The organism is Streptomyces sp. x-19 (assembly GCF_046549115.1).
Taxonomy (GTDB): domain Bacteria; phylum Actinomycetota; class Actinomycetes; order Streptomycetales; family Streptomycetaceae; genus Streptomyces; species Streptomyces albulus_C.
Genome location: NZ_JAJPWK010000004.1, coordinates 355997 through 374783, shown reverse-complemented (window position 1 = coordinate 374783; position 18787 = coordinate 355997). Strand labels below are relative to the sequence as shown.

At 71.4% G+C, this 18787-nt stretch carries 13 protein-coding genes and 2 pseudogenes; 10 read left to right on the top strand and 5 right to left on the bottom strand.

Annotation, left to right across the window (positions count from 1 at the left end; genetic code table 11):
- Positions 1 to 83 precede the first annotated feature (83 nt).
- Complete coding sequence (locus ACLJT4_RS14175; RefSeq protein ID WP_411122659.1) at positions 84 to 737, top strand: hypothetical protein; 654 nt, start codon at positions 84 to 86, stop codon at positions 735 to 737.
- 27 nt (positions 738 to 764) lie between these two features.
- Here ACLJT4_RS14175 and ACLJT4_RS14170 read toward each other — a convergent pair.
- Together ACLJT4_RS14170 and ACLJT4_RS14165 are read right to left on the bottom strand one after the other, a co-directional pair.
- Positions 765 to 1201 (bottom strand): annotated as a pseudogene (locus ACLJT4_RS14170) (dienelactone hydrolase family protein); the annotation flags it as partial.
- 129 nt (positions 1202 to 1330) lie between these two features.
- Positions 1331 to 2008 carry a TetR/AcrR family transcriptional regulator gene (locus ACLJT4_RS14165; protein ID WP_411122658.1) on the bottom strand — a complete coding sequence of 226 codons (678 nt, stop codon included), beginning with the start codon at positions 2006 to 2008 and terminating at the stop codon, positions 1331 to 1333.
- A 94-nt stretch (positions 2009 to 2102) separates the two neighbouring features.
- Here ACLJT4_RS14165 and ACLJT4_RS14160 point away from each other — a divergent pair, with 94 nt between their 5' ends.
- Positions 2103 to 3068 (top strand): NAD(P)-dependent alcohol dehydrogenase, encoded by a 966-nt coding sequence (locus ACLJT4_RS14160; RefSeq protein ID WP_411122657.1) that lies wholly within the window; start codon positions 2103 to 2105, stop codon positions 3066 to 3068.
- Positions 3069 to 3185: 117 nt separating this feature from the next.
- On the opposite strand, the gene ACLJT4_RS14155 is transcribed toward ACLJT4_RS14160, so the two are convergent.
- Entirely contained in the window at positions 3186 to 3338 is a 153-nt protein-coding gene (locus tag ACLJT4_RS14155; protein ID WP_411122656.1) for a hypothetical protein, read from the bottom strand.
- A gap of 96 nt (positions 3339 to 3434) precedes the next feature.
- Complete coding sequence (locus ACLJT4_RS14150) at positions 3435 to 4043, bottom strand: helix-turn-helix domain-containing protein (protein WP_411122655.1); 609 nt, start codon at positions 4041 to 4043, stop codon at positions 3435 to 3437.
- Positions 4044 to 4130: 87 nt separating this feature from the next.
- Between ACLJT4_RS14150 and ACLJT4_RS14145 the strand changes: the two genes are divergently transcribed.
- The 3 genes and pseudogenes from ACLJT4_RS14145 to ACLJT4_RS14135 all read left to right on the top strand — a co-directional run bounded on the left by ACLJT4_RS14145 (position 4131) and on the right by ACLJT4_RS14135 (position 6906).
- Positions 4131 to 4757 (top strand): class I SAM-dependent methyltransferase, encoded by a 627-nt coding sequence (locus ACLJT4_RS14145; protein ID WP_411122654.1) that lies wholly within the window; start codon positions 4131 to 4133, stop codon positions 4755 to 4757.
- Positions 4758 to 4798: 41 nt separating this feature from the next.
- Positions 4799 to 5288, top strand: a pseudogene (locus tag ACLJT4_RS14140) (DinB family protein).
- 205 nt (positions 5289 to 5493) lie between these two features.
- A complete protein-coding gene (locus tag ACLJT4_RS14135; RefSeq protein ID WP_411122653.1) occupies positions 5494 to 6906 on the top strand; it encodes a DEAD/DEAH box helicase in 1413 nt (470 codons plus the stop codon).
- A 162-nt stretch (positions 6907 to 7068) separates the two neighbouring features.
- On the opposite strand, the gene ACLJT4_RS14130 is transcribed toward ACLJT4_RS14135, so the two are convergent.
- Complete coding sequence (locus ACLJT4_RS14130) at positions 7069 to 9345, bottom strand: protein kinase domain-containing protein (RefSeq protein ID WP_411122652.1); 2277 nt, start codon at positions 9343 to 9345, stop codon at positions 7069 to 7071.
- A gap of 871 nt (positions 9346 to 10216) precedes the next feature.
- Between ACLJT4_RS14130 and ACLJT4_RS14125 the strand changes: the two genes are divergently transcribed.
- The 5 genes from ACLJT4_RS14125 to ACLJT4_RS14105 all read left to right on the top strand — a co-directional run bounded on the left by ACLJT4_RS14125 (position 10217) and on the right by ACLJT4_RS14105 (position 18326).
- On the top strand, positions 10217 to 10747 hold the full coding sequence (locus tag ACLJT4_RS14125; protein WP_411122651.1) for a VOC family protein: 531 nt from the start codon (positions 10217 to 10219) through the stop codon (positions 10745 to 10747).
- Between the two features lie 581 nt (positions 10748 to 11328).
- Entirely contained in the window at positions 11329 to 11631 is a 303-nt protein-coding gene (locus tag ACLJT4_RS14120; protein ID WP_411122650.1) for a hypothetical protein, read from the top strand.
- Between the two features lie 321 nt (positions 11632 to 11952).
- Entirely contained in the window at positions 11953 to 12249 is a 297-nt protein-coding gene (locus ACLJT4_RS14115; RefSeq protein WP_411122649.1) for a hypothetical protein, read from the top strand.
- Positions 12250 to 12689: 440 nt separating this feature from the next.
- The gene (locus ACLJT4_RS14110) at positions 12690 to 15422 is read left to right on the top strand and encodes an AAA family ATPase (protein WP_411122648.1); all 2733 of its coding nucleotides are present in this window, start codon (positions 12690 to 12692) and stop codon (positions 15420 to 15422) included.
- Positions 15423 to 15605: 183 nt separating this feature from the next.
- Positions 15606 to 18326, top strand: a complete 2721-nt coding sequence (locus ACLJT4_RS14105) for an ATP-binding protein (protein WP_411122647.1) — start codon at positions 15606 to 15608, stop codon at positions 18324 to 18326.
- The last annotated feature ends 461 nt before the right edge of the window (positions 18327 to 18787 follow it).

Below are 18787 nucleotides of genomic sequence, written 5' to 3'. Positions count from 1 at the left end.
GCCCGCGATCACAGGAAGCGGGCCCCGTCGGCGCTGTACGTTCGACCAGTACCCCCGTAGCCGCTGCCGAAGGACACGCCATCGTGAGTGATCAGATCGGGATTGCCTGGATAGGCGCACACAGCACCACGGACACTGACGGCAGTGTGCCGGGAATGCTCGGCGGGATCTCGCTGACCTGTGCCCGTGGCATCGAGCAGGACGAATTCCTGATCAACCTGGGCGCCGACCTCGATGAGCTTGCCGAACGGACCCCGTACCGGGAACGCGTCGCGTCGGGGGGCGGACGACCGGACCGCACGAACTACGCGATGTACGGGACGTGTGGGGAGTGGGTGTACGTGCTGGAGGACTGGGGGATGTCGACGTGGTCGATCGGCTTCCATGAGGTCAAGTCGATGTGGCCGGCGCCGGGCGAGGAATTCGTCTGCGTGACGATGAACCGGTGGAGCCCGCCGTGCATGACCCTTCACGTGCCGGGCGACGAACGCGTCCTGCGTGCCGAGTTCGGGGAGGACACCGGCGAGGGGTCAGCCCTGGATGCCGCGCTGCGTGAAGCGGGCGCGTTGATCGGGCCCAGGCCGCAGGGCGACGCGGCGGAGGCGGAGTACGAGGAGCGCAGGGAGTTGCTGCCTGCGGCGGTGTTCAGAGCGGTCGGCGCCTATTGCGGGTTGTCGATCGACCGGTCGGCCGTGGAGGCCGGCGACCTCCCGGCGGTTTTGATCCCCATGGCCTGAGACACCGGCACGGGACGAGACCGGCCCTCAAGCCCCCAGCACCGCACCCCCCAGATCCTCCGTCACGGGCAGGCACTCGGCGAGCAGGTCGACGACGTCGCGCCAGGCTCGCTGCGCGTGCCGTGGGTGGTAGCCGACGCCGGGGACCACGGGGTGGCTGACCGGCGGGTGGTGGAAGGCGTGCAGGGCGCCGCCGTAGACCGCGAGGCGCCGGTCGACGCCCGCGGCCTGCATCTCAGCGGTGAACGCGTTCCGTTGCGCGGGCGGCATGATCGGGTCTTCCGACCCGACGCTGCCCACACCGGGCAGCGAATGCGCGCCGCCTCGCCCGGTCGGCCCGTGGTAGTCGCGTTGACCGTCCCGATCGCGCGCAGGCTGACGCCGTCGTGCCCGAGTTCCAGCGCGATGGCACCCCCGGTGCCGTAGCCGACGGCGGCGATCCGGTCGGGGTCGGTCCGCGGTTCGGTGCTGGGAGAACCGGTTGAACGACTCGACCTTGTTGGTCGCCGCGGTCACCCGTCGGCGAAGCGGCGCGTCCGACGGGCGCTCAGGGCTTCAAGATCATCCCGTTGCCCCTTTGGCGCGTATCTCGGTCATACCGAGCGCCGCTGTGCCTGGGAGCCGTCGGCCGCGAGCGGAAGGTTCCGCAGCGAGAGTGCGCTCGGCGGCGGCAGCGGTTCGCGGGCCGCCTCGGCGCGGAACGACTGGAGCAGGTACGCCACCAGACGCCGGGACGCGGCACGGTCATCCGGCAGTGCGGTGACCAGACCGCAGTGGGACAACAGGGCCACGGCGAGGTCGGAGGGGTGGAAGTCGGGTCGCAGTGCACCCGCCGCTTGGGCCTTGCGGACGAGGGTGGTGAAGTCCTGCTCGACCCGTTCCCGTACCCGTGCGTGTTCTCGCCTGCTGTGGGGAAAGGCCGCGACGAACGCGGCCGGGAAGCCCCGTTCCTCCCGTTGCAGTGCGCAGACCGTCTCGACCAGGTGTTGGAAGCCCCGCCACGGATCGGGATCTGCGAGTGCCTCGGTCAGTGCCTGGGCGCAGGTGTCCATCTGTTCGGCGAACGCGGCCCGCACCAGGGCGTCCCGGGTCGGGAAACGCCGGTACAGCGTCGCCACACCGACCCCCGCCCGTCGGGCCACGGTCGCCATGGGCGCGTCGATGCCGTGGTCGGCGAAGACCGCGCGGGCCGCCGAGAGGATGCGCTGCCGGTTGCGCCGGGCATCCGCCCGCAACCCGTGGTCATCCGCGATCCGAGAGGATTCCCCCACCGCTTTCTCTCACCTCCGACTCAAGTGGACGATCTCGTCCGCTTGGCAGCCTACGCTCGGCGCCCAGGATCAGGCCGCTGCGAAGGTGAGAACGATGAACGACCGCACGATGAGAGCCGTACTCCTCGACCGCTTCGGCGGCCCCGAGGTGCTCTACGTGGGCCGGGTCCCACGTCCCGAACCGGCACCCGGCGAGGTCCTGGTGCGGGTGCACGCGTTCAGCGTGAACGGCGGTGAAATGGCGGCCCGTTCAGGCCGGGCCCAGCTTCTGACCGGCCGGAAGTTCCCGCAACGCAGCGGGCAGGACTTCGCCGGCGAGGTCGCCGCACTCGGCACCGGCACGACCGGCGTCACGGTCGGCGACCGGGTGTGGGGCATCGTGGGCCGCTCCGCGTTCCGCAGCGCCGCCGAGTACGTGACGGTACGACCCCGACGGCTGGGCCGCGTCCCGGACGGCCTCGACCTCGTGGCTGCCGCCGCCCTGCCCGCGACCGGCACCACGGCCGTCACCGCCCTGCGCGACAAGGCTGCGCTGCGCCCCGGTGAACGGCTCCTCGTGCGGGGCGCGGCAGGCGGCGTCGGCAGCGCCGTCGTCCAGCTCGGAAAGGCATACGGTGCCCAGGTCACGGGCCTGGCGCGGGCCGCCAACCTCGACTTCGTCCGCACGCTCGGCGCCCACGATGCCCTCGACCACCGGACCGTGTCCCCGGCGGAACTGGGCCCGTTCGACGTGGTCGTCGACGCAGCGGGTACCGACCTGCGTACCTTCCGGCGACTGCTGAACCCCGGCGGACGGATGGTCGCCCTCGCGCTCGACATGACGCGACCCGCCGCCTCGCTGGCCTCCATCGCGGGCAGCGCCGTACACGGACCCGGCCGGGTGCGCTACTTCATGGGCAATCCCGAACGTGCGCACTTCGACGACCTCGCCCGCCACGTCTCGGAAGGGAAGCTGCACCCTTCGGTGGACACGGTCTTCCCGCTGGAGGAGACGGCGGCGGCACACCGGGCGTTGGAAGCGGGCGGGGTACGGGGCAAGTTCGTCGTCAGGGTCGACTGAGGGGGCACCCCGCTCGTGATCTGCCCGGTTGGGGCGGAGCGGCTTCCGATGTCCCGATCGGTTCGCATCGAACCGCGGCTGGCCGACCGCGGTGCTGGAGTTCCCGGCCGCGCTCCCTCACGATCCGGTGGATGATCCCATCATGGACCTCGGTGTGGGGAGGGCGGCGTCCCGCCGGCTGAACGTGATCAGGTCACGCGTGCGCTCGCCGTAGAGCTTGGCGGCCATGTCGTGCACCGTGGATCGCACACCCCCGAGCGTTATCGTCATGGCGACGATTGTTGTACGGGGTCGATCCTCTTCGGGCCGGCCACTTCGGCCCGGTACGGAGCGCCGCCGACGCGACCGCGGCACCCCTCGCCGCGTTCATCGCCGGCGCTCGGACCGGGACGACCGGCTCGGCTCGCTACGTACGTGCGCCCGCAGTCCCTGTGGGCCGAACAGGACGAGCACCTCGACCGCGCCACCGTCGGCGCTGCCCAACCAGTGCGGCAGGGACGTGTCGAACTCCGCCGCCTCACCGGGCGGCAACGTCAGGTCGCGCTCGCCGATCACGAGCCGCAGGCGACCGTTGAGCACGTAGAGCCATTCGAAGCCCTCATGGGTCTGCGGGGTCGGATCGAGCGGTTCCGGCCGGGCGGGGATGATCATCTTGAAGGCGTGCACCCCGCCCGGCCGCCGGGACAGAGGTACGAACGTCATTCCGTACCGGTTGATCGGCTTGAGATGGATCCGGGGGTCGCCCGTGCGCGGCGCACCGACGAGGTCGTCCAGCGGAACGTCGTAGATGCGGGCCAACGGCAGCAGCAACTCCAGGCTCGGCCGGCGCTGCCCGCTCTCCAGCCGGGACAGGGTGCTCTCCGACACACCAGTCGTCGTCGCCAGGCCGGCGAGGGTGATGCCGCGATCACGACGCAGCGCACGGAGCCGCGGGCCCACCGCGTCGAGGACCTCGTCGTCCGTTGTGCGTTCCATGAGGCCACCTTGCCATTACCGCAAGATTCCGTGCCAGACCGTGGGGCGCCTGACAACACTGAACTCCTTCCGACACAAGGAGACTTGATGAGCACCACCGATGCGTTCTCGTTCTGGGACGGCGTCTACGCGGCCCGACCGGCGGCCGACGCCCCGCGGCCGAACGCTCGCCTCAGGGAGGCGGTGGGGAGCCTGCCGCCCGGTGCCGCGCTGGACCTCGGATGCGGCGACGGCGGCGACGCGCTGTGGCTCGCCGGCCAGGGGTGGCGCGTCACCGCCGTCGACATCTCGGCCGTGGCGGTCGAACGGCTCGCCGCCCTCGCCCGCGCCCACGACCTGGGCGACCACGTCCGCACCGCACGGCACGACCTGCACGAGTCCTTCCCGCACGGCGCATTCGACCTCGTCTGCGCCCACTACCTGCACACCCCCTGGGACCTGGACCGGGCATCCGTCCTGCGTTCGGCCGCACACGCACTGCGCCCCGGCGGACGGCTGCTGGTCGTCGACCACGGCTCGACCGCACCGTGGTCGTGGGACCAGGACCACGACACCCGGTACCCCAGCCCGCAGGAGGTCGCGGCCGACATCGCTCTGGACCCGGAGCGCTGGACGGTGGAGCGTGCCGACGCACCCCGCCGGGTCGCGACCGGACCGGACGGCCGCACCGCCGAGGTCACCGACCACGTCCTCCTCATCCGCCGCACCGCCTGACTCACCCGACCGACGCCGTGCCCGACGAAGGAAGGCCCCCCATGCCCGACACCACCCGCCGCGACCACCCCGCCGCCCCGCACCGGAAGCAGCGAGACCGAGGTCCTGCGCGGATTCCTGGACTACCTCCGGAACTCGATCGTCGCGAAGGTCGAAGGCGCCCCGGAACCGCGGGTGCGAGCAGCCGCGGTACCGGCGGGCACGAACCTGCTCGGTCTGCTCAACCACCTGACGGCCGTCGAGCGTTGGACGTTCCTCGGGGACGACGTCACCGACTGGCAGCCGACGTTCCAGGCTGTTCCTGAACACGGCGTGGCCGATGTCGTGGCCCGCTACCGCGACGCGGTCGAGTGTGCGAACGCCATGCTCGACGGGTGCACCGACCTCAATGCACCGGTCCCCGGGCTGCGGCGGGGCCGTCCAGGGCCCAGCGTCCGCTGGGCGCTGACCCACATGATCGAGGAGACCGGCCGCCACGCCGGCCACGCGGACATCCTCCGCGAACTGATCGACGGCTCGACCGGTCGCTGATCCACCCGCGGCCCCAGCGACTTGAGCCGGCGACTCGGGCGTGGTCGGGAAACCATGACGCCGGCCGAAATGTCACTTTGTGTTAGGCTCACGCGTTTGGACGGTGGTGAGGGCCGGCGACTCCGTTCGTGCGGTTGCCCTTGTTCGTCGGCTGCTCGTTGCTGCCGGGCCTTCCTCGGTACGTTCCCCCTGCGGAAGGCTCTTCATGAACCACCCGGACCACGTCGGCACCTCGCACGGCGACCTCGACCAGTCAGCGGCCCTGACCCCGACGGTGCCCCCGGTCGCCTTCGCCGACATGGGACTGCCGGCCGAGGTGCTGCGCACGCTCACCGAGTTCGGCGTGCGGGAGCCCTTCCCGATCCAGGCGGCCACGCTGCCCAACGCCCTCGCGGGACGCGACGTCCTGGGGCGCGGGCGCACGGGATCGGGCAAGACCCTCGCCTTCGGCCTGCCGCTGCTCGCACGGACGGCCGGGCGGCGTGCGGAGCCCAAGCAGCCCCTCGCCCTGATCCTGGTGCCCACCCGGGAGCTGGCCCAGCAGGTGACCGAGGCGCTCGCACCGTATGCCGACGCGCTCCGGCTGAGGATGGCCACGGTCGTCGGCGGCCTGTCGATCGGCCGGCAGGTCGCTGCGCTGCGCGACGGGGCCGAGGTCGTCGTCGCCACGCCCGGCCGCCTGCACGACCTCATCGAGCGGAGGGCCTGCCGCCTGGAACGGGTACGGATCACCGTCCTCGACGAGGCCGACCAGATGTGCGACATGGGCTTCCTGCCGCACGTCACCGAGGTACTCGACCAGGTGCACCGCGACGGTCAGCGGATGCTGTTCTCGGCCACCCTGGACCGCGACGTCGAGCACCTGGTCCGCCGCCACCTCCACGACCCGGTCGTCCACTCGGTCGATCCCTCCGCGGGCGCGGTCACGACCATGGACCACCATGTGCTGGTCGTCCACGGCCCCGACCGGTACGCCGTCACCACGGAGATCGCCGCCCGCGACGGTCGCGTGCTGCTGTTCCTGGACACCAAGCACGCCGTCGACCAGCTCACCAGGCATCTGCGGGCCAACGGGGTGCACGCCGCGGCCCTGCACAGCGGCAAGTCCCAGCCGCAGCGCACACGCACCCTTGCGCAGTTCAAGAACGGCCAGGTCACCGTTCTGGTGGCGACCAACGTCGCGGCCCGTGGGCTGCACGTCGACGACCTCAATCTCGTGGTCAACGTCGACCCGCCCACCGACCCCAAGGACTATGTGCACCGTGCCGGCCGCACTGCCCGGGCCGGCGAGTCCGGCAGCGTCGTCACGCTGGTGCTGCCGGGCCAGCGCCGGGAGACGAGCCGGTTGATCGCCGAGGCCGGCATCGCGCCGACGATCACCAAGGTGCGCTCGGGCGAGGCGGAGCTGAGCCGGATCACCGGCGCCAAGGCACCCTCCGGCACCCCTCTCGACGGCGCGCCCGCCACACCCCGCCCCAAGAACACCCATGCCCCCTTCCGCGGCCTGGGCAGCAGCAAGGGCGCCTCCCGCGGCACCGGCGGCAAGTCCCGCAAGGCAAGCGAGGCCCGCATGCTCGCCGAGGCCCGCAAGGCGGCCCGGGTGCGGCGCGGCGACTGAGCCACAGGGAAGTTCCGGGGCGCGGTCGTAGTGGACGGCGACGACGTGGTCGAAGGAATCCCCGAGCGGCTCGCGCCGGCCCAGATCTTGGTACGTGGTGCCGGCCGGGGGCGTCCCGCGGTGCTCCACGGCAAGGGTGCAGCCGCCGTCCCGTCACCCGGGTCAGCCCGACTTCGGCGGCTTCTGCGCGTCGAAGGCGAAGAGAGTGTTCTTGGCCGCGGCCACGACCACCGCACGCCCCGCAAGGGTCACCCGCGGGCTAGCGCCCGTCCCGCCCGTCAAACCGTCGGCCTGCGGATCTGTTGTCCACAGGGGTTTTCCGTCGTGCGGCGACAGCGCGACCACCCGGCCGGTGGCCGAGCTGAAATACAGTGCGTCGGCTCCCGCGACAGGACCCGAGGCGCCCTCCACGCCAGTCTGCCGCGACCACTTCTGCCGGCCGGTCTCGGGGTCGAGCGCGGTGACGAGACCGGTCTGCCCGCTCACGTAGACGGTGCCGTCCGCCATGCCGGGCGTCCCCGTGTACGTCTTGGCCAGTCGGGAGTAAGTGACCTTGCGCGAGGCCGGGTCGACCTGCGCCACCCCGTCGTATCCGGCCGACTCCGGTCCCTCCATGTGTACCTGCAGCAGTACGAGCCTGCCGTTGGCGACGCCCACCGGCACGGCGGGACCCTTGACCGCGAGGGGCTTGCCCAGCGTCCCCGAGGTCTGTTCGACCGGGTACAGGGCGGAGTGGCGCACCGCCAAGGCGTTCACCTCCGCATTCGTCGCGCACATCGCGACGAACCGCTGGCCCATCGGGACGGGAGCGCACTGGGTACCCGCAGGGAACGGCGACGTCCACCTGACCCGGCCGCTGTGTGCGTCGCGGGCCTCGAAGCGGGAGTTGGAAGCGTCGACCGTCACGACGTCGGAGCCGACCACGACGGCGTCCTGAGTCCGCCCCGTGACTGCCGTCGACTGGGCGCCGGACGGTACGGACCACAGTTCCCGGCCGGTGTTCGCGTCGAGGGCCACCACCTCGCTGGGAGGGCCCTGCGGGGCGTTCTGGGCGGCGAAGCGGTAACCGAGCACCGTGTCGTCGGTGGCGCCCACCAGGTACGTGTTGTTGACGGGGACGCCGGGGCTCTTCGCCGTCCACACCCGTGAGCCGTCCCCGGCCCTGATGCGGGTCGCGACGACACTGCCGCCCCCGCAGAACAGCGCGTCGCCGTGCGCGACGCAGCGCAGTTCGTCGGGGATGTCCGGGCGACCGCCCGGCACGGTCTCGTGCCACGGCGTGAAGCCGTTCGGAAGTGCGGCACTCGGGGCCGCGGCGCTGTTGCCCTTGTCCCCGCCGCTGTTTCCGCCGAAGCCGCCCGCCGTCAGTGCGGCGACTCCGCCACCGATCGCCACCACCGTGACCGCGACCGCGGCCGCGAGCACGGGACGCCATCGGCGAGGCAGCCGACGGCCGGTGGGGGTGTCGACGCTCCCGGTATCGGGATCGGCCGGGGTGGTGGTCGGGGCGGCCGGTGCCGCGGTGGCGGTCGGGGCAGTCGGCGCCGGGGTCGCCGGCGTCGCGACGTGATGTTGGGTGATCATGTCGCGGGTGCGGCCCGTGCCGACTCCCCCCGCGTCGGTCTGGCCGAGGTCGGCCGGCAGGTCCCTTAGCAGCACGAGGAGTTCGTGCGCCGAGGGACGCCCGTCGGGCTCCTTGGCCAGGCACGACTCGACGACCGTGCGCAAGGCAACCGGCACGTCCTCCAGCGACGGCTCCTCGTGCACCACCTGATACGCAGCCAGGTACGGGCTGTCCGCGTCGAAGGGCCCGTGGCCCGTCGCTGCGTACGCCAGCAGCGTCCCCAGCGAGAAGACATCGGACCGCGGCCCCACATCACGCGGCGCCTGCAACTGCTCCGGGGACATGAAGGGCGGCGTCCCGATGACCCGCCCTGTGATCGTCAGGGTCTGCTGGTTCACGGCGCGCGAAATGCCGAAGTCGATGACGCGTGGACCCTCGGGCGAGAGCACGACGTTCGAGGGCTTCAGGTCACGGTGGACGACCTCCACCCGGTGGATGTCCCGCAGCGCCTCCGCCAGCCCGATGGCGAGCCTTCGCAGTTCCGCCCCGGTCACCGGGCCCTTCGTGGCGATGCGCCGGGCGAGCGTGTGCCCCTGGATGTACGTCGTCGCCATCCACGGCTGCTCGGCCTCGGTGGCCGCGTCGACCACGGCGGCGGTGAACGCGCCGCTCACCCGCCGCGCCGCCGCCACCTCCTGCCGGAAGCGGATGCGGAACTCGTCGTCCGCCGCGAGCTGCGGGTGGATCAGTTTGATCGCGACAGGTCGCCCCGAACTCGTACGGGCCAGGAAGACCGTGCCCATGCCACCCGAGCCGAGCCGTGCCTCAAGCGGATAACCGCCGATCTCGACTGGATCACCTGCGCGCAGCGACACTCTTCCCGACCTCCCGTCCCCCGTGCACCTCTGTCGCCACGGGCCCGCGTACCTGTCCTGCACACAAATTAGCCGCAGGGCAGTACAGCAGAGCACAGCGGGTGACGAACAGGGGCCCCTGGGCCGCTCCCGTGCCGCACCCGCCGAAGCCCCGCCAAGAGGAGGGCGTCACTCTCGTCGGCGGCCCGTTCGGTCGGTCGGTGGGGGAATTCCGTCGGGAGCCAGTGGGTGGAGGCTGCGGCTCGGGCCGTGAGGCGGGTGACGTAGGCGTCGCGGAGGTCTGTTCGGCCGCGAGCAAGCCTCCTGTGCGCTCACGGTGGGGCTGGAGGCGTGCCGTGACCGCGCCCACGTGTGGCACTCGCGCCGCCGCGGTCAACTCGTTGCGGAGTCGGACACCCGAGGCGGCCGGTCGCCGGGGTTCGACGGGACCGGCTTCCGCGAACGCCGTGCTGCTGAGTGCGGATTCAACCGCCTCAGAGGTCACCGGGCGGAATGGCACACCTCACATAGGTTCATTATTCAACGGTTTTTCGCCACCGCTCGCCTCCGAATCGACACCGGTCAACTCGCACCCGGGCAGGGTGAACGGGGCGATGTGAGCACCGCATCGGCCCAGGCCGGAGCCCCCGGGTGCCGAGACGCCACCCGCGCCGGGCAGATGGCCGGTCAGGGTGTACGCGAAGCCCCCCGGCGCCGGCCGCCTCCTGACACCCGCACCGATCAGGGGGTGGGCGGCAGCCGCCTCCGGCCGTGAACATGGCCCAAATTGATTTAACATTCAACCTACTTCGGCGGCATGCTGGTCAAAGCTTCGGCGGCCGCCCAAGGTGTCCGACCCAACACCCCCCATACATAACGGAGATGACTCGACATGACGCACACCCTGCCCCTCCGCCTGCACCACCACGCCTGGATCACTGACGACCAGGAAGCCAACCGGCGCTTCTACGAGGAGGTGATCGGCCTGCCCCTGGTGGCCACGTGGACCGAGCGCGAGGTGATGTCCGGGGTCGAACGCGCCTACAGTCACGCCCTCTACGGCCTGGCCGACGGCAGTGCCCTCGCCTTCTTCCAGTTCGCCGACGCCAAGGACCAGCAGGAGTTCAGGACCAGCATCAACTCAACTCCCCTGCGCCACATCGCCTTCAAGGTCGAGGCCGAGACGCAGGAAGCCATACTCAAGCGCATCGATGCGGCCGACTATGCGGAGGCGAACGCCCACGTGATCGACCACGGCTTCTGCGTCTCGCTGTACATCACGGACCCCAACGGGCTGATATTGGAGTTCGCCGTCGACCACCCCGACGCGGACAAGATTGACGCCGAGCGGCGCGCCACAGCACACGCCGACCTCGCCCGCTGGCTCGCCGGGGACCACAGCAGCAACAACCGCTGGCGCTGAACGCAACTCTGGCCGTCGGCCGAACTGGCCCCCCGCGGACTGGCTTCTGCCCGGCGGCGGCGCGTAACCCTGATAGGTGAGAGCGAATCATCTCGGTACGACTCCCACTCGGCGATCGCCCCGTGCAACCGGACCGGCATGTATGCCAAGGTGCACATCGAGGTCGACCGCACGGGCAGCTCCTGGAACCGTCGCCGTCTGCCTGGCCGGACTCCACATCGCCGGCATCTTCCTGGGGTCTGTCGGTGATCCACGGGAAACAGTCTGGCCTCCGCCGCGGACTCAGGCCGCGAGGACCGCATCGCGCCCGTGAGCAGCGGCCTGCCGCGAGCGCTCCACCGGCATCGGATGGTGCCCTCGGCCGAAGCAGTGCACGACCTCGTGGCCACTTGAGAATCGCCAACTTCCCTTTGGCAAGGCACGCCAGACGCAGATACCCCACATTGGCGACTTCTCCGCTAAACGCGCATCAATGTGGGCATCTGTCCTGCGGCTGGTTCGTAAGAAGCACCCAGGTTCCGTCGAGTGCGGGCACGTCAGCCAGGCCCGGACCGGCGGTCGTTGAGTGAAAGGCGGGAGCCATGAGCATGGTTCAGACCGGCAAGCTTCAGTTGAGTTCGACCAACGCCACGGCGGTAACAGGCGGGGACACCTCGACCTTCACCCAGGTCACCTTCCCCTCACCCTTCCCGGACAGCGCAGCAGTGATTGTCATTCCCTTCCTCCAGACCTTCAATGGCCCCGACACCCCAGGACTGCGTATCGCCGACGTCACCACGACCGGCTTCAAGATCCGTATCAACGAACTCGTGAGCAACGGCAAGGCACTCGCCGACGGCCTGCACACGTCAGAGACCGTCGGCTGGATCGCGAGCACCGTCTAGCCTCCGAACTGCCGTCCCGGACGCGGCCCGAGTCGGGCTCGACCCGGATCTGACCTTCCCTGGGCGGCCGGCCGCGTCGATGGTCAACGTGGCCGCTGCGGACACGTTCGGCACCCACTGTCACTTCCCTGACAGCGATGAGGAAGCCGTCCGGCTGGCCCTCGGGCGGGCCGAGTATCCGTGATCGAAGTCCAGCAGGCACGCACGACTCCGCGTCGCCATCGGCGACGCGGAGATCGTGGAGGAAGCGGCGGTCAGTCATCGGCTCGCGCCCGGCCGTGCCCTTTCTCCCCTGCGTCCGCAAGCGGTGGCTCCGGCCTCGTGATCGCGAACGCATCCTCGGACGGGGCTGTCAGCCAGTACATCCGGCCGCTCTCGGGGACGTGGGGTGCCGGCGTCAGGACCGAGCCGCCGCTGTTCTGCGCTCTGGTGTCGGTCTCGCCCACATCGTCCACCGAGAAGTACGGGATCCAGAGCGTCCCCTCCGCGTCGCCCTGCAGCCCGGCGAGTCCGCCGAAGGTGTGTTTGCAGCACTTCACCACCCGGGCCGGCCACTTCATGGCGGAGGAGGATCCGCAGGGCATCGCCGCGCTGATCCTGGAACTGGCGCGGAGGTGACCGCCGCGGCGCCCGGACATCCGGCAGCGGCCGGTTGCCGTGCGTGGGCGCCCGCTCGGACGACCACGGCCGTCGCCGTTCAGTTCAGTCGTTCGACTCAGGCTCACCGTGCACTCCCGTCACTAGGGTCCGGATGACGGACACGGGAGAAGGAAGCTCCTCGGAGGGCCATACGGGCCGGGAGGGCGGCCGGACAACTGCCCGGCGCGCGGCCCGTCTTGGAGCAGGGCCGGGGTCGACCGGCCCCCGTGCAGCGGGAGGTGCCGCTGCACGGGTGGTACGGAGTGCGCCCCGGAGCGGGGCTTCCTGCCGCCGTCGGGTTTCGCGTGGGCTGTGACTGACAGGACGCGCCCTTCCTCCGGCTGGAGGGCGGTGGTGCCGGTGCCGGCTCTCCCTCCCGGGCACGCTACGAGACGGAAGACTCAGTGGGTGGACCAGTGGTGACGACGCAACTCCACGGACGCGACGACGAACTGCGCACGCTCCGGGAGATGATCGGACGGCTTCCCGGGACGGGCGGTGTGCTGACCGTTCTCGGTGAGCCCGGCATCGGCAAGACCACCCTCCTACGAGCCGCCGTGGCGGCCGCGGAAGAGTCCGGAGCGGTCGCCCTGGAGACCACCGGGGTCGAGGCGGAGGCCAGGGTGCCCTTCGCCGGACTGCACCAGCTGCTGCGGCCGGTGATGGCCGGCGTCGGGCGGCTGCCCGCTCCCCAACGAACCGCGTTGCAGTCGGCCTTCGGTGTGGTGGACGGCCCGGTACCCGAGGTCTCCATGGTCGCGTTCGCCGTCCTGAACCTGTTGGCGGAGGCCGCCGAGGACGCCCCGCTGCTCCTGGCCCTCGACGACGCGCAGTGGCTGGACGCCCCGACTCAGGAGGCGCTGGCGTTCGTGGCCCGGCGGGTGAGCAGGGACCCGATCCTGGTGGTCGCGGCGCTGCACAAAGGGCATGCCGGCCCGTTCGCCTCGCTCGGGGCGGCCGACCTCGACCTGGCCGGATTGGACGACTCCACCGCCCGGCACGTGCTGGCCCAGGAGGCCGGCGACCTGAGCCTGCCCATGCGGGAACGGATCCTGAGGGAGGCCAGGGGCAACCCGCTCGCGCTGGTCGAGCTGCCGGTCGCGTGGCGGGACCAGCAGGAGGCGGCACAGCAGGCGACACCGGGCTTTCTGCCGCTCACCGCGCGCCTGGAGCGTGCCTTCGCCGGCCGGGCCGCAGAGCTGCCGGCCGACAGCAGGGACGTGTTGCTGGTCGCGGCCGTCGACCACGCCGACGACCTGTCGGAGATCCTGGCGGCGGCGTCGGTACTGGCCGGACGGACGCTCACGGTGGAGGCGCTGGATGCGGCGGTGGCGGCCCGGCTGCTGCGGCTGGAGGGATTACGCCTGCTGTTCCACCATCCGCTGGTGCGTTCGGCTGTGCAGATGTCGGAGACGTTGACCCGGCGGCTGTCGGCGAACGCGGCGCTGGCCGAAGTGCTGGCGGACGAGCCCTACCGCCGGACCTGGCACCTGGCGCAGTCCATCATCGGCCCCGACGACGACATAGCCGACGAGCTGGTGGCCAATCGCGCGATCTCGCTGCGCCGCGGTGGTACGGCCATGGCGGCCTGGGAGTTGGAACGGTCCGCGCAGTTGACCAGCGACCACGCCAAACGCGGTCGTCGGCTCCTGCTGGCCTGCGAGCACGCGTTCGGCCTCGGCAGGGCCGACCAGGTCGAACGGCTGCTGCGGGCCGCCGAGCGGTCCGGCCTGACCACGCTCGATCGAGCCCGGCTGGAGTGGCTCAGGGAGCTCTCCGACAACGGGGGGCCCGACGACGCGCTCCGGGTGCCGCAGCTGTGCGAGACCGCGCGGGAATCGGCGGACGAGGGCGACGTCCAACTGGCGTTGAGGTTGCTGTTGAGCGCGGCCCTGCGGTGCTGGTGGGCCGATGCCGGCCCGGACGCCAGGGCCGTGGTGGTCTCGGCAGTGGAGTCGTTGGAAGGGACCGAGAACGACCCGCGCCGTCTCGCGATCCTCGCCGTGGCGGAACCGGTACTTCGCGGACGCGTCGTGCACGACTGGTTGTCCGGCACGGCCTCGGCGGCCTACGCCGACGTCGAGGGGTTACGGATGCTCGGTATGGCCGCCCACGCGATCGGGGACCCCGTCCGCGCAGTGGGCCTGCTCGGCCGGGCCGAACTGAAGCTCCGTGAACAGGGGCGGCTCGGGCTGTTGTCGCACACGCTGATCCTTCAGATCGGTCATCTGCTGTGTACGGGAGACTGGGAGCGGGCCGCGACGGTCTCCGAGGAGGCACACCGCACGGCCGGAGAGTCCGCGCGCGCGATCTGGAGCAACGGGGCACTGGTGCTGGAGGCGGTCATCCGCGGACTGCGCGGCGAGGTGGACGAAGCGCTGGGGCTGGCCGCCTCCGTCGCGACCACCGCCCACCGTGGCCGCCTCGTCCACCTGCTGGCCTGCGTCCAGTTGGCCAAGGGGGCGGCGTTCGTGGCCACCGGACGGCATGCCATGGCCTATGACGAGCTGTGCAGTCTCTTCGACCCCGACTCCCCGAACTACCACCAGCGTGCGAGTTTCGACGGGGTGTTGCTGTTCGCCGAGGCCGCCGTGCACTCCGGTCACGAGGAGCAGGCCCGGGGGGTGCTCGCGGACCTGGAGAGGGTCGCCTCGGTCACGCCGTCCCCGCTCCTGCACACCCATCTGCTCTACGCCCGTGCCGTACTGGCGGAAGAGCAGGATGCCGAGCATCTGTTCCGGACCGCGCTCGCGGAGGACCTGTCACGCTGGCCGCTGGTCCGGTCCAAGCTGGAGCTGGCCTACGGGACGTGGTTGCGCCGCCGTCGCCGGGTGGCCGAGTCGCGCACGCTGTTGCGTTCCGCCCGGGCAACTCTGGAGCTGATCGGCGCCACCGGATGGGCCGAGCAGGCGAGGGCCGAGCTGCGGGCCGCGGGGGAGCGGGCCCTGTCGGTGGCCCCGGCGGCGCACGCGGTGCTGTCTCCGCACGAGTTGCAGATCGCCCGCCTGGCAACCCAGGGTTTGTCCAACCGGGAGATCGGCGAACGCCTCTACCTGTCGCCCCGTACCGTCGGTTGGCACCTCTACCGGATCTTCCCCAAGCTCGACATCACCTCCCGGGCCCAACTCGCCTCCCGCCTGGCCCCGTTCTGAGCGCGGTCGAGCCTTCGCGCGCCGGGCTGATCCGACACCCCCGCAGTCCGCTGTCGAGGCCGTCCGCACCGCAATGCGACCGGGGGCGGGGAGACACGAGGCAGCGCTACCTTGATCGGTTAGGCTCGCTTCCGGCCGTTCCGCCACGGCCGGGTGAGCGTCGCCTACGGTGAGGGGCAGGGCGTGGACGAGGGAACGGTCCTGGTGGGGCGTGAGACGGAGCTCGCCACGATCGTCGGTTTCCTCGACGCCATCGCGGCCCGGGGCCGCTCCCGTGTCTTCGTCGGGGAACCGGGCATCGGTAAGACGGCGCTGTTGGCGGCGGCGGCCGACGAGGCCAGGGCGCGGGGACTGGCCGTGCTGTCGGCTCGGGGCGCGGAGTCCGAGCGGCACCTGTCCTTCGCGGGACTGCACAGCCTGCTCTATCCCGTCCGGGCGTGCCTGGACCGACTGGAGCCGGTCCACCAGGAGGCGCTGCGCGGAGTCTTCGGCCTCTCACAGACCCCGGTCGAGTTGTTCCTGGTGGCGCTGGCCGCGCTGGAGTTGCTCGCCGAGGCGGCCGAGCAGCGACCGCTCCTGCTCCTCGTGGACGATCTTCACTGGCTGGACGCCGCCAGCCGCGACGTCATCGAGTTCGTGGCCAGACGCCTGGACTCCGAGCCGCTCGTCCTCCTGGCCGCGAGTCGGCCGCACCGGGCGGTGAGCGGCCAGAGCCTGGACGCCCTCGGCCCGGACGCATCGCGGACCCTGCTGCGGAGACGTGTCGACCTCCCGCCCGACCTGGAGGACAAGGTGCTGGACGAGGCGGCGGGCAACCCGCTGGCCCTGCTGGAACTCCCGGTCGCTCTGCGGTCTCAGGGGATACAGGGCGGCGCGCTGCCACTGACCGCCCGCCTGGAGACCGCCTTCGCGGCCCGCCTGGCCGAGCTGGACGAACGGCCCCGACTGCTCCTGCTGTTGGCCGCCGTGAACGACGGTGAGCTGCTGACCGAGGCCGTGGCCGCCGCGGCGAACCTCACCGGCTCCGACGTTGCGGCCCGCGACGCTGAGCAGGCCGTGCGCCTGCACCTGGCCGCAACCGACGGCACGACGGTGACCTTCCGCCACCCGCTGGTGCGCTCCGCCGTGTTGCAGACGGCATCCGAGGCGGAACGGCGGCGCGCTCACCAGTCGTTGGCGCAGGTACTCACCGGCTTCCCCGACCGGTACGCCTGGCACCTCGCGGCCGCCTCCGACGGACCGGACGAGGACGTGGCCCGCCTGCTGGACCAGGCGGCCGACCGGGCCCTGCAGCGCGGCGCCCCCTCGTCGGCCGCGACCTGGCTGGAACGTTCCGCCGACCTGTCGCAGACCGAGGCGGGCAGGGACCACCGGCTGCTGCGGGCCGCCGAGGTCGCCTTCCAGCTCGGCCGTCCCCGGACCGTGCACCGCTACATGGAGCGGATCCAGGCGGCCATGTTGGACCCGGCGGACCGAGGCACACTGGCCTGGTTACAGGGAGCGTTCGTCGACGGGGTCACCAGCGACTCCGAGATCGTGCGGCAATTGGCCGCGTCGGCCAGACAGGCGCTGGACGACGGGGAGCCCGAGATCGCCGCCGACCTGCTGTCGGGGACGGCGACCCGCTGCTGGTGGGTCGAACCCGGCCGGCAGATCCGCGCCGACCTGCTGGCCTTGACCGATCGGCTGGCCGCCGGCGGCCAGCTCCGGCATTCCGACCGTGATCCGCGGCTGCTCTGCGCCTGGGCGGCTGCGGGCGGCCTGGAGCGGCACGGCACGGTGGTCGAGGAGCTGGCCTGGTGGGCATCGGAGGGCGACCTCTCCGACCCGGGGACCCGGATGCTCCTCGCCCGCGCGGCCTTCGTCTCCGGGGAGTTCGAGCGGTGTCTGCTGTTCTGCCGGCCCGCCGTCGACAGGCTGCGTGCTCAGGGCCGGCTGGGGTTATTGACGGCCATGCTGGCGACCCAGACGTTCTCGGCGTTCTACCTGGGACGCTGGGACTTGACCGAGGCCACCGTCGACGAGGTCAGCCGGCTGGCCACCGAGACCAGACAGCCGATCTGGGAGGACAGCGCGGCACTCGCGTCGGCCCACTTGGCGGGCCTGCGCGGTCAGGCCGCGCGTGCGCGGGAACTGCTGGCCCCGGTGGAGCGGGTCGCGGTCACAGCCGGCAACCAGGCCATGCTGAACAGCGTCCAGCTGTCCAAGGGCTTCACCGAGCTCGGCCGGGAGAACTACTCCGACGCCTTCCTCGAACTGCGCCGGACGACGGATGAGACGGACCACGCCCACCACCCGGTCCTGCAGTTCTGGGGGCTGGACTACCTGGCCGAGGCGGCCGTCGGCGGCGGCCACCAGGCCGAGGCACGGGAGATCCTGGACCGGCTCAGACCCGCGCTGGGCCGCTCGCCGGGAGCGGGCGCGGTGCGGGCCGTGCGGTTCGCCGAGGCGCTGCTGGCGAACGACCTGGATGCCGAAGCCGCTTTCGCCCGGGCGTTAGCACTGAGCCGGGCGGCGTTACCGTGGTATCGGGCCAGGCTGGACCTGGCCTTCGGTACCTGGTTGCGGCGCCGCCGCCGAGTCACCGAGTCGCGGACCCCGTTGCGGGCGGCCCACAGTGTCTTCACGGTGCTGGGGGCCGGCGCCTGGGCCGAGCGTGCCGCCCGCGAACTACGGAGCTCGGGAGTGAAGGACAAGGTCGCGTCGGTACGCGGAGCGTCGCGCCTGTCGCCGCAGGAATGGCAGATCGCCAGGCTGGCCGCCAAGGGGCTGTCCAACCGCGACATCGGCCAGCAGCTGTACCTGTCGCATCGCACGGTCGGCTCGCATCTCTACCGCATCTTCCCCAAACTCGGCATCACCTCGCGCGGCCAGCTGCACGACGCCCTGCCGCCGGAGCAGTAGGAGTCTCCCGGCCGGTCGCGGCGAAGACAGCGGTCACCGCGGGATGCGCGTCGTGGCCGGAATGGTGTCAACTCCCCTTCCGAAGAACGCTGTTCGTGGACCTGCGTCACTCTAGGACAGCAGCGGGACCCCAGGCCACCATCGCCGACAACGCCCGTCGTCCCACCAGTCGAACTACCGGTGGGACGCCGAGTCCGTCCGGGCACAGCGGCAGAGCGGGCGGCCGGTGTGACGTACACGTGTCACGGTGCCGGCCGGCGTTGCGACGTGCCGTCCGGGCCGGAGCGACGAGCCCCGGGCGCGGTGATGGGGCACCGGACACCGCAGAGCAGGTGCCCAGTCATCTGACTGGTGCCAGTGGCCTTCCCCTGTGCACAGAGTTGTGCCCACAGCCGACCGGACGGACGCCCTGTTCCGCAGGATCCGGACCGCATCGCGAGTCATGGGCCGGCCTCCTGCGT